The 19,741-nt window shown below is 71.6% G+C and carries 16 protein-coding genes; 6 read left to right on the top strand and 10 right to left on the bottom strand.

Annotation, left to right across the window (positions count from 1 at the left end; all coding sequences use genetic code 11):
* Positions 1-2: 2 nt before the first annotated feature.
* The 4 genes from OG439_RS44805 to OG439_RS44790 are packed head-to-tail and all read right to left on the bottom strand — an operon-like array spanning position 3 to position 4,546.
* Positions 3-842 (bottom strand): ABC transporter permease, encoded by an 840-nt coding sequence (locus OG439_RS44805; protein ID WP_326946416.1) that lies wholly within the window; start codon positions 840-842, stop codon positions 3-5.
* A gap of 1 nt (position 843) precedes the next feature.
* Complete coding sequence (locus tag OG439_RS44800) at positions 844-2,046, bottom strand: ABC transporter substrate-binding protein (RefSeq protein ID WP_326946415.1); 1,203 nt, start codon at positions 2,044-2,046, stop codon at positions 844-846.
* Entirely contained in the window at positions 2,043-3,116 is a 1,074-nt protein-coding gene (locus OG439_RS44795; RefSeq protein WP_326946414.1) for an ABC transporter ATP-binding protein, read from the bottom strand. Before OG439_RS44795 ends, OG439_RS44800 begins: the two co-directional genes overlap by 4 nt.
* Positions 3,117-3,124: 8 nt before the next feature.
* Positions 3,125-4,546, bottom strand: coding sequence for a gamma-aminobutyraldehyde dehydrogenase (locus tag OG439_RS44790; RefSeq protein WP_326946413.1), 1,422 nt, complete (start codon positions 4,544-4,546; stop codon positions 3,125-3,127).
* 112 nt (positions 4,547-4,658) lie between these two features.
* On the opposite strand from OG439_RS44790, the gene OG439_RS44785 reads away from it, so the two are divergent.
* Both OG439_RS44785 and OG439_RS44780 read left to right on the top strand, forming a co-directional pair.
* Positions 4,659-5,387 carry a FadR/GntR family transcriptional regulator gene (locus OG439_RS44785; protein WP_326946412.1) on the top strand — a complete coding sequence of 243 codons (729 nt, stop codon included), beginning with the start codon at positions 4,659-4,661 and terminating at the stop codon, positions 5,385-5,387.
* A gap of 33 nt (positions 5,388-5,420) precedes the next feature.
* On the top strand, positions 5,421-6,140 hold the full coding sequence (locus OG439_RS44780; protein ID WP_326946411.1) for a cache domain-containing protein: 720 nt from the start codon (positions 5,421-5,423) through the stop codon (positions 6,138-6,140).
* Positions 6,141-6,144: 4 nt separating this feature from the next.
* On the opposite strand, the gene OG439_RS44775 is transcribed toward OG439_RS44780, so the two are convergent.
* Positions 6,145-7,614 carry a PucR family transcriptional regulator gene (locus tag OG439_RS44775; RefSeq protein WP_326946410.1) on the bottom strand — a complete coding sequence of 490 codons (1,470 nt, stop codon included), beginning with the start codon at positions 7,612-7,614 and terminating at the stop codon, positions 6,145-6,147.
* Between the two features lie 102 nt (positions 7,615-7,716).
* Here OG439_RS44775 and gabT point away from each other — a divergent pair, with 102 nt between their 5' ends.
* From gabT to OG439_RS44760, 3 genes are read left to right on the top strand one after another with little or no spacing between them, the layout of a single operon-like run.
* The gene (gene gabT / locus OG439_RS44770; protein ID WP_326946409.1) at positions 7,717-9,072 is read left to right on the top strand and encodes a 4-aminobutyrate--2-oxoglutarate transaminase; all 1,356 of its coding nucleotides are present in this window, start codon (positions 7,717-7,719) and stop codon (positions 9,070-9,072) included.
* Positions 9,069-10,496 carry an aldehyde dehydrogenase family protein gene (locus OG439_RS44765; RefSeq protein ID WP_326946408.1) on the top strand — a complete coding sequence of 476 codons (1,428 nt, stop codon included), beginning with the start codon at positions 9,069-9,071 and terminating at the stop codon, positions 10,494-10,496. Before gabT ends, OG439_RS44765 begins: the two co-directional genes overlap by 4 nt.
* A 5-nt stretch (positions 10,497-10,501) precedes the next feature.
* The gene (locus tag OG439_RS44760; RefSeq protein ID WP_326946407.1) at positions 10,502-11,026 is read left to right on the top strand and encodes an HAD domain-containing protein; all 525 of its coding nucleotides are present in this window, start codon (positions 10,502-10,504) and stop codon (positions 11,024-11,026) included.
* A 68-nt stretch (positions 11,027-11,094) separates the two neighbouring features.
* On the opposite strand, the gene OG439_RS44755 is transcribed toward OG439_RS44760, so the two are convergent.
* Together OG439_RS44755 and OG439_RS44750 are read right to left on the bottom strand one after the other, a co-directional pair.
* Positions 11,095-11,865, bottom strand: a complete 771-nt coding sequence (locus tag OG439_RS44755) for a helical backbone metal receptor (protein WP_326946406.1) — start codon at positions 11,863-11,865, stop codon at positions 11,095-11,097.
* Positions 11,862-13,268 carry an RNB domain-containing ribonuclease gene (locus OG439_RS44750; protein ID WP_326951778.1) on the bottom strand — a complete coding sequence of 469 codons (1,407 nt, stop codon included), beginning with the start codon at positions 13,266-13,268 and terminating at the stop codon, positions 11,862-11,864. Before OG439_RS44750 ends, OG439_RS44755 begins: the two co-directional genes overlap by 4 nt.
* A 129-nt stretch (positions 13,269-13,397) precedes the next feature.
* Between OG439_RS44750 and OG439_RS44745 the strand changes: the two genes are divergently transcribed.
* Positions 13,398-14,342, top strand: a complete 945-nt coding sequence (locus OG439_RS44745) for an ATP-binding protein (RefSeq protein WP_326946405.1) — start codon at positions 13,398-13,400, stop codon at positions 14,340-14,342.
* On the opposite strand, the gene OG439_RS44740 is transcribed toward OG439_RS44745, so the two are convergent.
* The 3 genes from OG439_RS44740 to OG439_RS44730 all read right to left on the bottom strand — a co-directional run bounded on the left by OG439_RS44740 (position 14,339) and on the right by OG439_RS44730 (position 19,739).
* Positions 14,339-14,524, bottom strand: coding sequence for a hypothetical protein (locus tag OG439_RS44740; protein ID WP_247061188.1), 186 nt, complete (start codon positions 14,522-14,524; stop codon positions 14,339-14,341). The two genes, OG439_RS44745 and OG439_RS44740, sit on opposite strands and share 4 nt — an antisense overlap.
* A 3,605-nt stretch (positions 14,525-18,129) precedes the next feature.
* Entirely contained in the window at positions 18,130-19,131 is a 1,002-nt protein-coding gene (locus tag OG439_RS44735; RefSeq protein ID WP_326946404.1) for a C40 family peptidase, read from the bottom strand.
* Positions 19,132-19,133: 2 nt separating this feature from the next.
* Entirely contained in the window at positions 19,134-19,739 is a 606-nt protein-coding gene (locus OG439_RS44730) for a hypothetical protein (protein WP_326946402.1), read from the bottom strand.
* Between the last annotated feature and the right edge of the window lie 2 nt (positions 19,740-19,741).

Here is a 19,741-nt window from a genome sequence, read left to right as displayed (position 1 = left end):
TCCTAGAGGTTGTCCAGCGCGCCGGTGCGGCGCACCGCGGCCAGGTACACGAGCATGATCACCACGGGCACCGTCGCGACCGTCGCCGCGAACGGCAGGTTGTTCGCCGCGCCGATGTTGTCGTAGACGACGTTGCCGAGCATCTGCGACGTGCCGCCGACGATCTTCACCGCGATGTAGTCGCCCAGCGACAGCGAGAACGTGAAGATCGAGCCCGCCACGATCGCCGGGAACGTCAGCGGCAGGATCACCGAGCGGAACGTCCGGAACGAGCGCGCGCCGAGGTCACCCGAAGCGTCCACAAGGGAATCCGGCAGCCGTTCGAGGCCCGCGTAGATCGGCAGGATCATGTACGGCAGCCATAGGTACGACAGCGTGATGATCGTCGCCGTGACGCCGTAACCGGGCGAAAGCCAGCTCAGCGCGCCGTTGCCCGACAGCATCGACCGCCACGCGTACGCCTTCACCAGGTAGCTCGCCCACAGTGGCGTCATCACCGCGATCACCAGGATCCGCCGCGCCCGCGGCGACGCCAGTTTGGCCATCGCGAACGCCATCGGGAACGCGATGACGGCGTCGATCACCGTGACCAGCGCCGCGATCCCGACCGTGCGGAAGGTGATCGTGCGGTACACCGCGTCGCTGAACAACGTCGTGAAGTTGTCCAGCGACCACTCGATGACCACCTGGCCGGTGAACGCGTCGGTGTGCCAGAACGCCGTGACGAACAACGCGGCCAGCGCGCCCAGGTAGGCCAGGCCGAGCCAGAGCAGCGGGGCCGAGAGCAGGAAACCCAGGCGCAGCTTCGGTTTCCGGTAGAAGAAGGCCGAGAGCGCGGTCATGTCAGCCCTTGATCTCGGTCCACGCCTTGGTCCACTCGCCGTAGTCCTTGCACTTGACGTCCGTGCGGCCGTCGAGGCACTGCGGGATCGGCGTGGTCCAGTACGCGATCTTCGACGCATACGCCGAGTCGCTCGCGTGGTAGGTGTCGCAGAGCGTCTTGTCCGTCATCTCCGCGCACGCCTTGGTGTTCGCCGGCGCCTCGCCGAAGTACTCGGCGACCTGGGCGTTCACCTTCGGGCTGACGATGTAGTCGAGCCACTTGTACGCGCACGTCTTGTGCGCCGACTTCGCCGCGACCATCCAGGTGTCCGACCAGCCCGTCGCGCCTTCGCTCGGCACGGCCGACTCCAGCGGCGCGCCTTCGCCCTTGGTCAGGTTGACCGTGACCTGCCAGGCCGTGCCGACGACGGCGTCGCCGTTCTTCAGCGCCTGCGACTCCTTGAGGTAGTCCGACCAGTACTCGCTCACCAGCGGCCGCTGCTGCTTGAGCAGGTCGACGGCGGCGGCGAACTGCTTGTCGTCCAGCGCGTACGGGTTCTTGATGCCCAGGTCCGGCTGGTGCGCCATCAGGTACAGCGCGGCGTCGGCGATGTAGATCGGCGAGTCGTACGCGATCACCTTGCCCTTGTACGGCGAGTTCGCGTCGAACATCACCGACCACGAGCTCGGCGCCGGCGTCACCTTGTCGGTGCGCCAGGTCAGCAGGTTCGCGCCCCAGCCGTGCGGGATGCCGTAGGCGACACCGGCGACGCTGTTCCACGACTTGTCCTTGAGGAACGGCTGGACGTCGGCGTAGTTCGGCACCAGCGCGGTGTTCACCGGCTCGACGTCACCCGAGGCCACCAGCCGCAGCGACGCGTCCCCGGACGCCGAGACGACGTCGTACTGGCCCGTCTTCATCAGCGTGACGGCCTCGTCGGACGTCCCGAACGGCTTGACGTTCACCTTGCACCCGGTCTGCTGCTCGAACGGCGTGACCCAGTTGATCTTCGGGTCGTTCGAGCCGTTCTCCGCGTAGCCGGGCCAGGCCAGCACGTTGAGCTGGCCCTCCGGCTGCCCGAGCGCCTTCAGCGCCTCCAGCTTCGGCGGGGTGAACCCTTGCGCGCCGGGCGGCGCGGACGCACTCGTGCCCGACGTGCCACATGCAGCCAACAGCAGGCTGGCGCCGACGATTCCGGCAAGCCGCGTCTTCCTGTTCTTCATGGCGAACCCTCCACTCGGAAGCTGTGTTCGTGGCGCCAGCTCAGCCGGACGCGGCCGGCCACCAACGCGCCGTCGGTGTTCTGCCGGACGACCGAAAGCCGGCCGCCGGCGTCGAGCGCGACGGCGTACCGCACGGTCGCGCCCGCGTAGACGACGTCGGTGACCGTGCCGGTCGCGCTGGTCTCCCCCGCGGCGGCGGGCTCGGACAGCTCGTCGTCGATGCGGATCTTCTCCGGCCGGATGCTGTACAGGCCCGGCCGGCCGATCACCGACTCGGCGCCGCGGCCGCCCAGCAGGTTCGACGTCCCGACGAAGCCCGCGACGAACGCGCTCGCGGGCCGTTCGTAGACCTCCTCGGGCGGCCCGACCTGCTCGATCTTGCCGTCGTTGAAGACCGCGATCCGGTCGCTCATGGTGAGCGCCTCGTCCTGGTCGTGGGTGACGAAGACGAACGTGATGCCGACGTCGCGCTGGATCTGCTTGAGCTCCAGCTGCATCGCCTGCCGCAGCTTGAGGTCGAGGGCGCCGAGCGGCTCGTCGAGCAGCAGCACCTTCGGCCGGTTCACCAGCGCGCGGGCGAGCGCGACGCGCTGACGCTGCCCGCCGGAGAGCTGCGACGGCTTGCGCGAGCCGTAGTCCTCCAGCCGCACGGTCTTGAGGGCCTCGAGCGCGCGCTCACGACGTTGCGGCTTCGGGACGCGCTTCACGCGCAGGCCGTACTCGACGTTCTGCTGCACGGTCATGTGCGGGAACAGCGCGTAGTCCTGGAACACCGTGTTGACGTCGCGCTCGAACGGCGGGAAATGACTCACGTCCCGGCCGGCCAGCTCGATCGTGCCCTCGGTGGGCAGCTCGAACCCGGCGATCATGCGCAGCACCGTCGTCTTGCCGGAGCCGGACGGGCCGAGCATCGAGAAGAACTCGCCGGGCGGGATGTCGAGGTCGACGCCGTCGACGGCGTGGACGTCACCGAAGTGCTTGCGCAGCCCGGAAAGCCGGACGGCGGGCTGGTCGTCGTCGCTGGTCGACGCGGGTTCGGCCCGGGTCTCGGAAGATGCTTGGTTCGGCATCGCCAGCCTCACAGAGCGCTCATGACGTGCTTGATCCGGGTGTAGTCCTCGAGGCCGTACAGCGAGAGGTCCTTGCCGTAGCCGGACTTCTTGAAACCGCCGTGCGGCATTTCGGCGACCAGCGGGATGTGCGTGTTGATCCAGACGCAGCCGAAGTCGAGCTTCGCCGCGAAACGCATCGCGCGCTGGTGGTCGCGGGTCCAGACCGAGGACGCGAGGCCGTACTGGACGGCGTTCGCGTCGGCCAGGGCTTCGGCCTCGTCGGAGAACCGCTGGACGGTGATGACCGGCCCGAAGATCTCGTTCTGGCTGATCTCGTCGTCCTGCTTCACGCCGGAGACGACGGTGGCCTCGTAGAAGTAGCCCTCGTCGCCGACCCTTTTTCCTCCACAGTGGACGGTCGCGTGCTTCGGCAGCCGGTCGATGAACCCGGCCACCTTGTCCAACTGGGCCGCGTTGTTGAGCGGGCCGTACGCGACGTCTTCGTCGTCCGGCTTGCCGGTCTTCGTGCCCTCGGCCCGCCGGGCCAGCGCGCCGACGAACTCGTCGTGCACCTCGTCGGCGACCAGCACCCGGGTCGCAGCGGTGCAGTCCTGGCCCGCGTTGAAGTAGCCCGCGACGGCGATGGCCTCGGCGGCGGCTTCGAGGTCGGCGTCGCCGAAGACGATGACCGGTGCCTTGCCGCCCAGCTCCAGGTGCACGCGTTTGACGTCGTTCGCGGCGGACTTGGCCACCTCGATGCCCGCCCGGACCGAGCCGGTGATCGACACCATGGCCGGGATCTCGTGCTCGACCAGGGCGCGGCCGGTGTCGCGATCGCCGCACACGACGTTGAACACGCCCGGCGGCAGGAACTCCCCGGCGATCTCGGCGAGCAGCAGCGTCGACGCCGGGGTCGTGTCGGACGGCTTGAGCACGATCGTGTTGCCCGCGGCCAGCGCGGGCGCGATCTTCCAGATGGCCATCAGCAGCGGGTAGTTCCACGGCGTGACCTGGGCGCAGACGCCGATCGGCTCACGGCGGACGAAGGACGTGTGGCCTTCCAGGTATTCGCCGGCCGAACGGCCTTCCAGCACGCGCGCGGCCCCGGCGAAGAAGCGGACCTGGTCCAGGACCATCGGGATCTCTTCGGCCAGGGTCAGTGCGACCGGCTTGCCGGTGTTCGCGGATTCGACGCGTACGACCTCGTCGGCGCGGGCTTCGAGCGCGTCGGCGATCTTCAGCAGGGCGAGCTGGCGCTGGGCGGGCGTCGTCGCGCGCCAGGTCTCGAACGCGGTCGCGGCGACCCGCAGCGCGTGGTCGACGTCGTCGGGCCCGGCGATCGGCGCGGTGCAGTAGGGGCGCCCGGTGACCGGGTCGGTGATCTCCGCCGTCCGGCCCGACTTGGACTCGACGTACGCGCCGCCGACGTAGTGCTTCAGCTCCTGCACGAGTGTCTCCCTCGGGTTCGCGGGAGCTAAAACATATAAGTCCATATGTAATAGGACAAGCGGATCAGGCAAGATTGGTGCGAACGGGTACTCCGACGGCCGAAGGGGCACGATGCGCCAGGGGATGTCGCACAGCGCGCGCTCCGCCATGTTCGCCCCGCTCGGGCAGGTCGGGCGGGCGGAGGCGGTGGCGGCGCGGCTCGTCGACGCCATCACCCTCGGCCTGCTCGCCGACGAGGAGCAGCTGCCCAGCGAGGCCGACCTGGCCGCGCAGTTCGGCGTCTCGACCGTGACGGTCCGGGAGGCGCTCGTGGCGCTGCGGCAGCAGGGCCTGGTCGAGACGCGGCGGGGGCGCAGCGGCGGCAGCTTCGTCCGCACGCCGGCCAACCCGCCGGCGGACGTCTGGCGCGAGCGGCTGCAGGAGGTGTCGCTGTCCGACCTGCGCGACGTCGGCGACCACTACCTCGCGATCGCCGGGGCCGCCGCGAAGCTCGCCGCCGAGCGCAGCTCCCCCGAAGACGTCGAGCGGCTGCGCCTGGCCACCGACGACCTCCGCACGGCGCGCGGCATCGACTTCACGCGGGCGGAGCGCCAGTTCCACCTGGAAATCGCGGCGGCCGCGCAGTCGCCGCGGCTGACGCACGAAGAGGTCCAGCTGCAACGGGAGCTGGGCGGCCTGCTGTGGCTGCCGCTCGGGGCTCATCCGCACGAGGAGCACGCGGCGATCACCGCGGCGATCGCGTCGGCCGACGGCGACCTGGCCCGCAAGCTCACCGAGGAGCACCTCCTCGGCGCCCTCGACCGGCTCGCGGACGTGCACCTCGACCTGCTCACCCCCTAAACTCGGCATACTCCGCGCATCGAGGTGAGCACCGTGACCGACACCCGCACGCTGGCCGGCGACGAGGTCGTCGAGCACGTTTCCGCTTTGGTGGAAGGGGTTTTCGACCGGCTGAAGCCGCTCCTGGCGGCCGCCGAGTCGGTGCTGGCCGACGCTCCGGCCGCCTCGGCGTTGCACCGGATCCGCCCAGCCGTCACCGAGGCCCTCGGCGGGCTGGTCGTCGGCGCGGGGTTCGTCAGCGCGCCGCGGGTGCTCGCGGACTCGGAGTTCGGCTTCGAGTGGTGGACCGGCTCTGCCGGCGAGCCGCCGTCCCAGTTGTTCATCAGCCTCGACCCGGGCAGCGAGAACTTCCTGGACTACACGCGCCAGTCATGGTTCACGGTCCCGCGCGACTCCGGGCGCCGGCACATCAACGGCCCGTACGTCGACTACCTGTGCACCGACGAGTACACGCTGACGTTCACGATCCCGGTGGTGTCGGCCGGCGCCTTCGCAGGCGTGGTGGGCGCGGACGTGTACGTGCGCGAGTTCGAGCGCGCGGTCCGCCCACGGCTGCGGTCACTCGGCCGCGGCGCGGCGCTGCTGAACGCGCAGGGGCGGGTGATCGTGTCCAACAGCGTCCGCCAGGCGACGGGATCGCTGGTGCGCGAGGTGGACGTCCCGGCGTGGTGGTCGTCGGGCGCGGAGCCCGGGCCGGGGCTGCGCCGGTGCGGGGACTCGCCGATCGTGCTCGTGAGTGGTAATTCGGGTTAGAACCCTAATTACCACTCACGACAGCCTGCAGCGCCACCCAGAGTTCCGCGCGCACGCCTGGTGAGTCGAGGTCGCGGCCGAGCAGTTCCTCCGCCTTCCGGATGCGGTTGCGCAGCGTGTGGCGGTGGACGCCGAGGCGCGCGGCCGCGATGTCCCAGTGGCCGTGGTGCTCCAGCCAGCAACGCAGTGAGCCGACGAGGTCGCCGCGGCCGGTTTCGTCGTGCTCACGCAGCGGGGCCAGCAGGCCGTGGGCAAACGCTTGCGCCACCACCGGATCGATGAGGGACAGCAGGCCGCGGCCGGTGTGCTCCGCTGCCGACAACAAGATCTTGTCCTCGGCTTCCGCCGCCCGGGCCGCCAGTTCCGCCTGTTCCAGGCCGGCCGCGAAGTCCGCCGCGGCCACCGGCCCGGCGACGCCGCCGTTGAGGCCGCCGATCCGCAGCGCCGCCTCGGCCACCACGTCGACCACCGTGCCCGAGCCGAAGACGACCACCAGCGCGTCCCAGCGTGCCGCGAACAACGCCTCACCCTCCAGCGCTTCCAGCAGTTTCCGCCGTGAGGCGGCCGCCCCGGCGAACACCAGCACCGACCACGGCGCCTCCGGCGACTCGGCCCCCGTCGTGGTCAGCACCCGCAGCGCCAGCTCGTCCTGCCCGCCGACGAGCAGCTCCAGCAGCCCCGACCGCAGCGCCTGCCGCGCCGCGGCCTGCGCGCGATCCTGTTCCAGCGCAAGGGAAAGCAACGACACCGCGGTGTTCACGATGTGCCGTCCCGCTGTGTCGAGCGGCACCGCGGTACCGACCGCCAGCACCCGGCGCGCGCTGGTGTCGAGTGTCTGCAGCACCACCTCGTCCTCCCCTGCCGACACCACGCGCGTGCCCGTGCGAAGGCGCTCCAGCTCGTCGCGCAGCGAAGCGCCGTACGCCCGCGCACTCGCCGGAGCTGCTTCGGTGACGGTGGTGCGATCGAAGAGCAGGACCCAGCCGTCGATCAGCTTGGCCAGTTTGCGCAGCACCCCCGCCGGGCCGCCCTTGCCGACCGCTGTGCGGGTCAGTTCCTGCTGAGCCTTGCCGATGCGGACCGTCGTGGCGTACTCGTCGGCCGCCACCGCTCGCGAGACCGCGCGGGTGATCGCGATGAACGGCGTCTCGCGCGGCACTTCCAGCACCGGCAGCCCCACCTCGGCGGCGGTGGCGACCAGCGCGTGCGGCACCTCGTCGTGGCTCAGGCCGACGCCGAAGCCGAGCCCCGCGACCCCGGCGTCCACCAAGCGGCGCACATACGACGCCGATGTCTGCTCGTCCAGGGCCAGGCCGGTCGTCAGCAGCAGCTCGCCGCCCTCCAGGAAGGCCTGCGGGTCGGTCAGCTCCGTCGGGTGCACCCAGCCGATCGGGCGGTCCAGGAGAGCGTCGCCGGTCAGCACGCGCAGGCCGAGCGGGCGGTCGGCGGCCAGTCCTCGCAGCGTCAGTGCCATAACGGCCAATTCTACGCCCTGAAATAGCCAGAACGGCCAGCTGACGGCAGCCGCGTCGCAGCTCATCCTGAGGACGTCCACCCCCGTCCGGAGGAGCACGCCGTGACCGCAAGCACCACCGCCGAGCCGCAGGCCCCGGCACCCCGGCAGCGCCGGCTGCGCACCGAGATCCCCGGTCCCGTCTCGCGCGAGCTGCAGCAGCGGCGTGCCAATGCCGTCGCCGCCGGGGTCAGCTCGGTGCTGCCCGTCTACGTCACCTCGGCCGGCGGCGGCCTGCTGACCGACGCCGACGGCAACGTCCTGATCGACCTCGGCTCCGGCATCGCGGTGACCAGCGTCGGGCACTCCGTGCCGGCCGTCGTCGACCGCGTCCGCGAGCAGGCCGGGCTGTTCACCCACACCTGTTTCATGGTCACGCCGTACGAGGGTTACGTCGAGGTGTGCGAAGCGCTGGCCGAGCTGACGCCGGGTGACCACGCGAAGAAGTCGGTGCTGTTCAACTCCGGCGCGGAAGCCGTCGAGAACGCCGTGAAGATCGCGCGGGTCGCGACCGGGCGCCAGGCCGTCGTCGTGTTCGACCACGCCTACCACGGCCGCACCAACCTGACCATGGGCATGACCGCGAAGTCGGTGCCCTACAAGCACGGCTTCGGCCCGTTCGCCCCCGAGGTCTACCGCGTGCCGGGGTCGTACCCCTTCCGCGACGGCCTGTCCGGCACCGACGCCGCCGCGCTCGCCATCGACCGGATCGAGAAGCAGATCGGCGGCGACCAGGTGGCCGCCGTCGTGCTCGAGCCGATCCAGGGCGAAGGCGGCTTCATCGAGCCGGCACGCGGCTTCCTGCCCGCACTTTCGGCCTGGTGCAAAGAAAACGGCGTCGTGTTCGTCGCCGACGAAGTGCAGACCGGCTTCTGCCGCACCGGTTCCTGGTTCGCGTCGAACGACGAGGACGTCGTCCCGGACCTGGTCGCGACGGCCAAGGGCATCGCGGGCGGCCTGCCGCTCGCCGCCGTCACCGGCCGCGCCGAACTGCTCGACGCCGTCCCGCCGGGCGGCCTCGGCGGCACGTACGGCGGCAACCCGATCGCCTGCGCCGCCGCGCTCGGCTCGATCGAGACGATGAGGGCCGGGAACCTGGCCGCGTCGGCGAAGCGCATCGAAGGGATCGTCCTGCCGCGGCTGCGCGCGCTGGCTGACGAAACCGGTGTGATCGGCGACGTCCGCGGCCGCGGCGCGATGCTGGCCGCGGAGTTCGTGCGGCCCGGCACGACCGAGCCCGACGCCGACCTCACCAAGCGCGTCGCGGCGGCCTGTCACCGGGCCGGCGTCGTCGTGCTGACCTGCGGTACCTACGGCAACGTCGTCCGCCTGCTGCCGCCGCTGTCCCTGTCCACCGACCTGCTCGACGAGGGCCTCACGGTCCTCGAGCACGCTGTCCGCACGGAGGCTCGCTCGTGACTTTCCCCTTCTGGGTCGCCGGAAAGCCGGTGACCGGCGGCGCTACCGCTCTTGTCCGGCACTCCTACGACGGTTCCGAGGCGGGCTCGCACTTCGTACCGTCCACTTCGGACGTCGAGGCCGCGGTCCAGGCCGCGCACGACGTCCGCGACGAGTTCGCGACGCTGCCCGCGCACGTCCGCGCCGGCGCGCTGGACCACGTGTCCCGGGCGCTGGGCGAGCGGTCCGAGGAGATCGCCCAGCTGATCACGACGGAGTCCGGCAAGCCGCTGAAGTGGGCGCGCGGCGAGGTCGGCCGCGCGGTGTCCACGTTCCGCTGGGCCGCCGAGGAGGCCCGCCGCTTCTCCGGCGAGCTGCAGCGCCTCGACACCGACCCGGGCGGCACCGGCCGTCTCGCGCTGGTCCGGCGGGTGCCGCGCGGGCCGGTGCTGGGCATCACGCCGTTCAACTTCCCGCTGAACCTGGTGGCGCACAAGGTGGCCCCGGCGATCGCGGTCGGCGCGCCGATCGTGCTCAAGCCCGCGCCCGCGACGCCGCTGACGGCGTTGCTGTTGGGCGAAATCCTGGCCGAGACGGATCTTCCGGCGGGCTCGTGGTCGATCCTGCCGGTGGACAACGAGACGTCGTCGCGGCTGGTCCGGGACCCGCGGCTGCCGGTGGTGTCGTTCACCGGCTCGGTCCCGGTCGGCTGGAGCATCCGCGACAGCGTCCCGCGCAAGCACGTCGCGCTGGAACTGGGCGGCAACGGCGCGGTCCTCGTCTGTCCCGATTGGACAGACCTCGACTTCGCGGCCCAGCGCATCGCGACGTTCGCCATGTACCAGGCCGGGCAGTCGTGCATCTCGGTGCAGCGGGTGTACGCGCACACTTCGGTCTACGACGCTCTGGTCGAAAAGGTCCTTTCGCAGGTGCAGGCGTTGCGGACGGGCGACCCGCGCGCGGAGGGTGTCGACGTCGGCCCGATGATCAACGACGACGCGGCCGCACGGGTGTCCTCGTGGGTGTCCTCTGCGGTCTCCGCGGGCGGTCGCTTGCTGACCGGCGGCGGGCGTTCGGGCGCAACCTTCGAGCCGACGGTGCTCGCGGACGTCCCGGAGGACGCGTCGGTGATGGCGGACGAGGTCTTCGGCCCGGTGGTCTCGCTGGTGCGCGTCGCCTCGGTGGAGGAGGGAGTGACGCGGATCAACGCGTCACGCTTCGGCCTGCAGGCGGGCGTGTTCACACGCGACCTCCCGACGGCGTTCTCGGTGTCTTCTTCACTCCAGGTCGGCGGCGTCCTGGTGGGCGACGTGCCCAGCTTCCGAGCCGACCAGATGCCGTACGGCGGAGTGAAGGACTCAGGCGTCGGCCGCGAAGGCCCGGCATCAGCGATGGCGGACTTCACGGAGGAGCGAGTAACGGTCCTGACCGGCCTGACGCTGTAAGGGATGTGCGCCCCCTGATCCTGCTCGACGTGGACGGCCCGCTGAGCCCGTGGGCGGCCCCGCGCCACGCGAAGCCCGCCGGCTACGTCGAGCACCAGCTGAAGGTGTCCCGCTGGGGCCGCCGCAAGCTGCGGATGTGGCTCGACCCGGGCCACGGCCCCAAGCTGCTCGCCCTCGCCGGTGCCGCGGACGCGGAGCTGGCGTGGGCGACCACGTGGGAGCACCAGGCGAACACCCTGATGGGCCCGGCGATCGGCTTGCCGCGCCTGCGAGTGGTGGAGTTCCCGGGCGAGCCGACGGAGTGGAAGTTCCCCGCGGTGGCTCGCTTCGGCGCTGGCCGCCCACTGGCCTGGCTGGATGACGACTTCGACACGTTCCCCCAGGCCCGTCGGGAGTTCCTCGACCGCCGCGGGGAGCTGCCGACCGAGCTGATCGCCGTCAACCCGCGCACGGGCCTCACCACCGAGCACTTCGACGCGCTCGAGACCTGGCTCCGCGAGCTGAAAACCGGCAGCTCCTCCGGGTCGTGAGTGTTTAGTCGGGTTAGAACCCTACTTACCACTCACGACAAGCCGCGGCAGACCACCGAGCCGGCCCTTCACAGCTCCGACAGTGCGGCCGTCAACGCCGCATGCGCGTCGACCAGCGAAGGGCCGTACCACGTGAGGTGCCGCCCCGAGACCAGGACGTACCGCTCGTCCGGGAAGTGGTCCGGGCCGTCGTCCTCGGTGAACAAGTACGGCTCGTCCGGCAGCACCAGCAGGTCCGCGTCCGCCGTGAAGTGCGCGCGCAGCTCCTCGATGTCCGGCCTCGGGTAGCGGTCCTCGGACGCCGCGTAGACGTTCGCCACGCCGACCCGGCGCAGGACGTCGCCCGCGAACGTCTCGCGGCCCAGGACTATCCACGGCTTGCGCCACACCGGGACCACCGCGTGGAACCGGACCGGCCGCACCTCGCGCCAGATCTCCTCGGCCGCGACCAGCCAGGCCGGCTCCGGCAGGTCGTACGCCTGGGTCAGGATCCGCCGCAACGAACCCAGCGCGGCCGGGACCGAGGCCGACGCCTCCATCACCCACACCGGGATCCCGTTGGCGCGCAACCTTTCGACGTCCTCCGGGCGGTTCTCCTCCGAGTTGGCCAGCACGAGGTCGGGCGCCAGGTCCAGCACCCGGTCCAGCTTCGGGTACTTCGACCCGCCGACCCGCGGGACGTCCAAAGTGGACGGATGGGTGCAGTAGTCGGTCGCCCCGGCGAGCCGTCCGGGCGCGCTGACCTCGACGGCCTCGGTCAACGACGGCACCAGCGACACGACCCTCGAAGCCGGTCCTGCCAGCGAAACCGGTTCGCCCAAGTCGTCGGTCAAAGTCATGCGCGTTCGAACGACACCTTCCGCTTCTCGACGTCCACCGCGGTCAGCCGCACGCCGATGCGCGCGCCCGCGGTCAGCTTCTCCCCCGCGCACTTGGCCATCACCGTCGGGTCCTCGACGAGGATCTCGGCCTTGTTCTCGTCCGCGCGCAGCACGACGGCGCTGAACTCGCCGCCGACGTGCTCGGCCAGCACCCACGCCTCGACCTGGTCGATGCACGCCCGCTCGACCTTCGCGGCGAGGGTGTCCGACGCCGTCATGCGGTCCGGGACGTCCGTGAGCGCCGCGTGGACCCACTCCGGCACCTCGCGATCGGCCGAAACCGCGAGGCAGATCTCCGTCGCGAACCGGTCGACCAGCCGCCGGATCGGCGCCGTCACGTGCGCGTACGCGCCGCCGATGCCCGCGTGCGTCGTCAGCGCGGGCAGCTCGCCGTCGAAGGCCGTGTAGCCGGCGCCGCGCAGCAACCGCGTCGTGTCCGCGTAGATCGCCATCGACGCGGGCTGCCGGGGATCCAGCCGGGACAGGAACTCCGAGACGGTGTCGGCCGCCGGCCAGGCGATGCCGACCGCCTCGGCGGAGCGGCGCAGCCAGTCGACGGCCTCGGGTTCCGGGTCGGGCAGCGTGCGCAGGACGCCGATCTTCGCGTCGATCATGATCCGCGCCGCGGCCATCCCGGTGAGCAGCGAGATCTCGGCGTTCCAGGCGTCGACGACGGTGCGTGGACGGCGGGCGAGCACCCAGCCGCCGTCCGGGTCGCCGCTGATCTCCTGCTCGGGCAGCTGCAGCTCGACGGCGCCGCGCCGGACGGCCAGCTCCCGCCGCCGACGTCCCAGCTCGGGCAACGCGGCCACCGACGGGTGCGGATTTCTGGCGTCGAGGGCGGCCTGGACGGTCTCGTAGTCGAACTGCTCGGTGGACCGGACCAGCGCGCGGCGCACCCGGGTCGCCGTCGGCTCGCCCGCTTCGTCGGTCTCGATGGTCCAGAGCACCGCGGGCCGGATCTCGCCGGGCAGCAGGCTCGCCGCGCCCTCGGACAGCACCGGCGGGTGCAGCGGGACGTTGCCGTCGGGCAGGTAGAGCGTCTGCCCGCGCCGGCGCGACTCCCGGTCCAGCGCGCCGCCGGGCGGCACGAACGCGGCCAGGTCGGCGATCGCGTAGTGCACGCGGAAGCCGTGCGCGGTGCGTTCGACGACCATCGCCTGGTCGAGGTCTTTGGAGCCGGGCGGGTCGATGGTGACGAACGGCAGGTCCGTGGCGTCCTCCCGGGGCCCGGCCGCGGCCAGGGGATCCAGGACCGCGGCTTCGGCCTCGGCCAGCACCTCGGGCCCGAAGGACTCCGGCAGCGAAAACTCGGCACGAAGGGGGCCGAAGTCCCCGCCCGCCGAGTGTGTCCTGATCACGAGGGGAGGCACCCCCCAACCCTAACCCGCGAAAGGCCGATGATCGCCCGATCGGGCGCGGGCCGGTCGGGTGTACGTTGATCGCGTTAGTAATGAAAACCGTCTTCATTCCCAGGAAGGGTCTCGACCGTGAAGATCGCGTTCGTCGGCAAGGGCGGGAGCGGCAAGACCACGCTGTCGTCGTTGTTCGTCGCGTACCTCGCCGCCGCCGGCAAGCCGGTGCTGGCCATCGACGCCGACATCAACCAGCACCTCGCGGTGGCGCTCGGCGCGACCGAGGAGGAAGCACTCGCCTGGCCGACGCTCGGCGACAACATGACCCTGATCAAGGACTACCTGCGCGGCGACAACCCGCGCATCCCGGACGCCGCGTCGATGATCAAGACGACGCCGCCGGGGCGCGGGTCGCGGCTGGTCAGGCCGTTCGAGGACAACCCGGTGTTCGACACGTGCTTCCGGCAGCTGGGCGGCGTGCGCCTCGGCGTCACCGGGCAGTTCGACGAGGACGACCTCGGCGTCAAGTGCTACCACTCGAAGGTCGGCGCGGCGGAGCTGCTACTGAACCACCTGGTCGACGTCGACGGCGAGTACGTCGTGATGGACATGACCGCGGGCGCCGACGCCTTCGCGTCGGGGCTGTTCACGCGGTTCGACGTGACGTTCCTGGTGTGCGAGCCGACGGTGCGCAGCGTGGGCGTCTACCGGCAGTACGCCGACCACGCACGCGACTTCGGCGTGCGGCTCGTGGTGGTCGGGAACAAGGTGACCGACGACGAGGACGTCGAGTTCCTGCAGGAGCAGGTCGGCGGGGCACTGTTGGGGTGGATGTCGGCGTCGGGCCACGTGCGCGCGGCCGAGCGCGGCGCGACCCGCCCGATCGGCGAGCTGGAGCCGCGCAACCTGTCGACGCTGTGCGCGATGCAGGCGGCGGTCGACGCCGAGCAGCGCGACTGGGCGCGCTACCAGCGTCAAGCCGTCGAATTCCACCTGCGCAACGCCAAGGCGTGGGCGGGCGCCGGCCTCGTCTCCCAAGTGGACCCGGAGTTCGTGCTGGGCCCGCAGGTGACGGTCTAGTCGGCGTCTTCGGCGTCGGCCTGCCGGGTCCGCTCCCGCGCGATGTCGAGCGCGCGGCGGGCGGTGGCCTCATCGGGGTACGGGCCGAGCAGGTCGACGCCACGGGAGCGTTCGAGGTGCTCGACCTGGTTGGTGCGGGTGTTGTAGTACCAGCCAGGGTCCGGGTTCGCGTCTTTCGCCATGCCCCCAAGCCTGGCATCCCGGGGCGAGTCTGTCAGCGCTTGTACCGGTAGGGGATCTCGGTCGGCAGCCCGGTGGGCCCGAACTCCTGAGGTTCCTCGGGATCGGCGGGCTGCTCACCGATCTCGTCGAACCAGCCACGGGAGGGCATGGCGGTCCCGCGGGGAGGAGTGTCGGCGTCTTGCGCGCTCGGCTGAGGAAGGGGCTGGGGTTCCCGCCCGGGAAAGACGGGCGGAGCCTGCTGACTCGGCGGCGGTGTGGAGTTCGGCCCCGGGAAGACGGGCCGCACCGGGGCGGCGTGGCGAGTGGGGAAGGACTGGGGGGTCGATTCCGGACCGGGGAAGACGGGCTTGGCGGGTTGGCTGCGAGCGGGGCCGTTGACCGGCCCCGGACCCCACGACTGGGGCGGCTGGGGCTGGCCTGTCGGCGCCTGGGGTTGGCCTGTAGGCGGCTGGGGTTGGCCGACTGGCAGCTGAGACTGGCTCGCTAGCGGCTGAGCCGGGCCGGGTGGCGGCTGGGGTTGGCCTGCTCGGGAGGCAGCCTGGTTTGGCTGAGGCTGCGGTTGAGCGGGCTGCGGCGCAGCCTGCGTCCACTGCGGCTGACCGAGCGGCGGCGCGGCCTGGATGGACTGCTGCTGAGGCTGGCCGGGATGCGACGCGGCCTGGTCGGGCTGTGGTTGAGCGGTTGGGGACGCAGCCGGACTTAACTGCGGCTGAGCGATCGGAAGCGCAGCCGAACCCGACTGCTGCTGAGCGGCCGGACTTGACTGCTGCTGAGGCTGGCCGGACTGCGGTGGCGTGGCTGAGCCGGGCTGCGGACCAGGAGGCGGCGCGACAGGCTGACCACCCTGCGCCGCCGCAGGCTGAACCGGCTGCGGCAAGGATGCCGCGGCCGGCGGTGCGGCAGACTGGCCGTGCTGCGACGGAGGTCCCCCAGACTGCGAACCGGCCTGAGGCACCGGGTGCGGCACCACGAGGCCGCCAGGCTGTGACGCACCCGGGCCGGTGGGTGTGCCGGACTGCCAAGCCTGCGGAACAGCGGGCTGACCAGGTCGCCAACCAGCCGGCGCGACGGGCTGCGATGTCGCGGGCTGATCGGGCGAGGCAGGCGGCACCGCAGCCTCCGCGGGAAGCCGCCGAGCGGACTCGCCAGCGAGCGAGGTCGGCAAATCGACCCCCGGAGCAGCCTGTGGCTCTTCGGATTGCGGCAGCTGCGAGTCAGACGGCTCTGGTCGCTGCAGAAGAGTCTCCGCAACGGCCGCATCCGAGTACGACGACGGATCGGCATCAGGGACCGTCGCCGGCCCGGCAGGCTCGCCGGACTCCACAACGGGTGCCTCAGACCGCGAGACCGACGCGCCCTCCCCGACCGTCGTCGACTCGACGGGCCGGCCAGGTTCCGGCACGGACTGGCCAGGCTCCGCGACGGGCGCACCGGAATACGAGTAGGCCTGCGTGACCGTCGGTGGCTCGGCGGGCTGGTCGGGTTCGGTCACCTGCTCGGCAGGCAGCGACCGAGACTCGCCACCCTGCTGAGCGGACGGCCCCGCTGGCACCACGGGCTCGGACGCCACCGGATGGGCCGTCGCCTCGGGCGCGGGGGCCTGTTCTGCCCGCGCCTCTTCAGCGGCCGCTTCAGGCTGCGACGCAGGTTCCGTCCGGAACTCCGCAGCAGGTTCAGGTTGCTGCGCTGGTGCCGCCTCGAACTCCGCAGCGGAAGCTTCGGGTTGCGTTGCCGCCTCTGTCTGGAACTCCGCAGGGGGCGCCTCAGATTCCGGCGCAGGTTCCGCCTGGAACTCCACGACAGGAACGTCAGACTGCGGCGCCGATTCGGTCCGGAACTCCGCAGGGAGAGCTTCACGCTCCGTCTCGACCTCCGCAACAGGTACGTCAGACTGCGGTGCCGGTCCCGCCTCGAACTCCGCAGCAGGGGCCTCGCGCTCCGGCGCCGGTTCCGCCCGGAACTCCGTGGCGGCAGCTTCGGGTTGCGATGCCGCCGCTGCCTGGAACTCCCCCGTGGGAGCTTCAGGCTCCGGCGTTGGTTCGGCCTGGAACTCGGTGACCGGCGCTTCGGGCTCCGGCTCCCTGGTGAGAGGCGCCGGTTCGACCGGTGGCTCTGAGTGCGGATCGGCCTCGGGTCGCGCGGTCTCGCTCGTCGCTGGGGCAGCCGACGGCTGCGGGTCGAACTCGTCGGACGGTGCTGAGCTGGCCGGCTCAGCACCGGGCCGGGCTGCTGGTGCCGGCTCGCTCGGGGCCGATTCGGCGGGAGGCTCCGGGTGGCGATCCTCCGCGGACAGGTTCGGCTGAGCCGCTTCCGGTGGGCGGAGATCCGACTGGATGGGGGCCGCCGGTGACTTCACCGTGGGCAGGTCCGGCTGGGCGCCTTCAGGCCGCGCGGGCGCCTCGGGCTGCTCGGCTGGGGGTGCATGCCGTGACTCGCCCACGTACGGCGGTAATGGGCCGGCGGGCTCGGATGTCTCCGGGGCTGCGTGGCGAGCCGTCTGGTGGGGGGCCACCGGGCTCGGGAGGTCCGCCTCCGCGGCTACCGACCACTCCTGCTCCGGGGCGCGGTGCTCCCAGCTCGGTGGGGGTTCCGGGCGGTGGCGGCTCGGCGACGCGTCCTCCATGTGGCCCGTGATCGACGCCCCGGACCCCGCGGGCGGTTCGGTCTCGGCCGGACGACCCGGCCCTTCCGGTCGCGGCTCGGCGAACCCCGGCGGACGGCTCGCCGCTCCCGGCCGTGGCTCAGCGGGCGTCTCGACGCCCGCCGGACGCCCCGGCTGGTACTCCGGAGCCGAGGGCGCCGAGGGGGCCTGGGCAGCTGAAGGAACCGCAGGTGCCGACTGCCCCGAAGAAACCGCAGGACCAGGCTGCCCTGAGGGCGCCGGCTGACCCGAGGACACCGGCTGTCCCGGCTGGCCGTGCGGCATCGTGCGCCACACCGGTGCCGGGCCGATGTTCATCGCGGCCGGGGCCTGCCCAGGCGGCGGTGGTGCTCCCGGTGGCGGGGCCTGAGGACGTGCCGCCGGCTTGGGGATCGGGTCCAGGCTCGACACCAGGACCGTCGTGTTCATCGGGTCTTCGACCTTGCGGCCGCTGCGCTCGCGGTAGACCATCTCGCCGTCGGCGTCCATCTCGACCAGGTAGCCCGCCTCCGCGAGCTGTTCCTCGTCCAGGTCACCCAGCTTCTCGTAGCGGGACGGGACCACCCGGTAGATCGGCCACGCCAGGCGCGCGTTCTCGGCGTGGAACTGGGCCAGCAGCGCCGCCATCTGCTGCTGCCACGGCAGCGACATCCCCTCGGCCAGCGACCGGGGCAACACGACGTACCCCGCGTCGACGCCCGGGTAGCCGACGCTCAGCTGGTCGGCCAGCGGGGTGCTGGAGGCGGGGCGAGCCGACTGCCGCGGCGGCTGGGGCGCGCCGAACAGCGACGCGGGGTCCTGGGGACCGCCGGGCTTGCCTCGCTTGCCGAATTTCCGTCCCACGTGCTCATCCTCTGCCAGTACGCGGCCACCTGCTGGTGGAGGCGCCGCGACGTCGGGTGAATCGGTTCCGTTGTCGGCCCATCCGCCGGCCCGCTCGTGTCAAGGGGGCTTTAACCCATGCTAAACGCCGGGCCGGACCGCCTGCGGCACCACTTCGGCCTCATCGAACGAGAACGCCCGTGTGTGCACCGGAACACCGGTCTGCTGGGCCTCGACGACCTTGCCGTCACCGAGGTACATCATCACGTGGTGGATCGTGTTGGGATCCGCCGGATTGTTCGCGAGGAACAGCAGGTCACCGGGCTGCGCCTCGCGCACCGGCAGCATCGCGCCCGCGTGGTACTGATCACGCGAGACGCGCGGCAGGATGATCCCGGCCGACTCGTAGGCGCGCAGCATCAGACCCGAGCAGTCGTAAGAGCCGGGCCCTGTGGCGCCCCACACGTACGGCTTCCCCTGCTCGCCCAGCGCGAAACTGATCGCCTTCGCGGCGGCCTGGCTCGGCGGCAGCAGCTGGCCCAGCCCGGTGCCGCAGGCGACGACGTCGACGACCTGGCCGACGTTCTCCACCAGCGTCGCCGCCATCGGCTCCCACTTGTGGTAGCGGTCCGGGAACCCCGAGCGCTCGACCCGCTGCGCGGCGTCGCCCGGGCGCATGTTCTCCCAGTCCGGCACCGCCAGCAGGACGTCGAAGAACTTGTTGACCTCGTACGTCGGGTCGGTGACCTGCGCGTACGTGCCCCAGCCCATCGACGGGCGCATCTGGAAGATGCCGAGGGAGTCGCGGTCGCCGTAGGTCAGGTTGTGCAGCCCGGACTCGGTCATGCCGGCCTGGATCGCGACCTGCCAGGCCCGCGGCGCGAGCGACCGCTGCTTGCCGAGCGAGACGATCAGCGCGACGGTGCCGCGCTGCTCGTCGTCCAGATTCGACGCGTCGACCGTGCCGCGCTCGCCCGCACCGGGCTGGGTCGGGCCGACCGAGGCGTCGCAGCTGGTCAGGGAGACGCCCCGGGCCTGCGCCTGCTGGTTGTCGATGACGACCTTGGCGGCGACGGCGGTGACGATGAGGGCGCCGATCGCGACGAACACGACCAGTCCCAGCCACAGCCCCAGCCGCCGCACGGTCAGCTCGCCTGGTCGTAGTCGGCGACCCGCCAGCCCGCGTTGGTGCTCACGACCGTGATGCTGAGCTTCGGCCCGTCGGTGGGGATCGTCAGCTGCACCGAGCTGGTGTAGGACGTGCCGACCGTCGGCTCACCGGTGACCTTCGTGGCCGGGACGTTCGCCGGGTCGACCGACGACATCACCGGCAGGTACTCCTCGGTCGTGAAGGGCTTCAGCTGCTCCAGCCACTGCGCCGACGTGATGCCCGCCGGGTGGTTCACCCAGGCCGCGGCCCATTCCTTCGCGACGCGGACGGCGTCCCCGTTCGGCGCCGCCGTCGTCGGGGTGACCAGGGGCTGGGACAGGCGCGTCGGCAGGTTCGACGTCGGCACCGACGCGGCCACGCCCGGCTGCGTCGCCGTGACCGAAGTGGTGGTCGTGCCGGAGGCGAGCGGCGACGCCTTGGCCGGCTGCTTGCCCATCACCTTGGGCACGACGATGCCGAGCGCGGTGACCAGGATGGCCAGGAACACCAGCGTCCCGATGAGGTGGCGCGGCGAGCGCAGCGGAAAGCCCCACAGGCGGCGGTAGACCGCGGCGCGGCCGCGGTTGGTCCGGATCGGCATCC

Origin of the sequence: Amycolatopsis sp. NBC_01307, assembly GCF_035975215.1 — a bacterium.
Classification (GTDB): domain Bacteria; phylum Actinomycetota; class Actinomycetes; order Mycobacteriales; family Pseudonocardiaceae; genus Amycolatopsis.
This window is presented reverse-complemented; position numbering and strand designations above follow the sequence as displayed.

Coding starts and splice junctions, on each gene's coding strand:
- OG439_RS44730 (WP_326946402.1), bottom strand. CDS start 19,739: ATGCCGATCCGGACCAACCGCGGCCGCGCCGCGGTCTACCGCCGCCTG.
- OG439_RS44795 (WP_326946414.1), bottom strand. CDS start 3,116: ATGCCGAACCAAGCATCTTCCGAGACCCGGGCCGAACCCGCGTCGACC.
- OG439_RS44755 (WP_326946406.1), bottom strand. CDS start 11,865: ATGACTTTGACCGACGACTTGGGCGAACCGGTTTCGCTGGCAGGACCG.
- OG439_RS44740 (WP_247061188.1), bottom strand. CDS start 14,524: ATGGCGAAAGACGCGAACCCGGACCCTGGCTGGTACTACAACACCCGC.
- OG439_RS44785 (WP_326946412.1), top strand. CDS start 4,659: ATGCGCCAGGGGATGTCGCACAGCGCGCGCTCCGCCATGTTCGCCCCG.
- OG439_RS44800 (WP_326946415.1), bottom strand. CDS start 2,046: ATGAAGAACAGGAAGACGCGGCTTGCCGGAATCGTCGGCGCCAGCCTG.
- OG439_RS44805 (WP_326946416.1), bottom strand. CDS start 842: ATGACCGCGCTCTCGGCCTTCTTCTACCGGAAACCGAAGCTGCGCCTG.
- OG439_RS44775 (WP_326946410.1), bottom strand. CDS start 7,614: ATGGCACTGACGCTGCGAGGACTGGCCGCCGACCGCCCGCTCGGCCTG.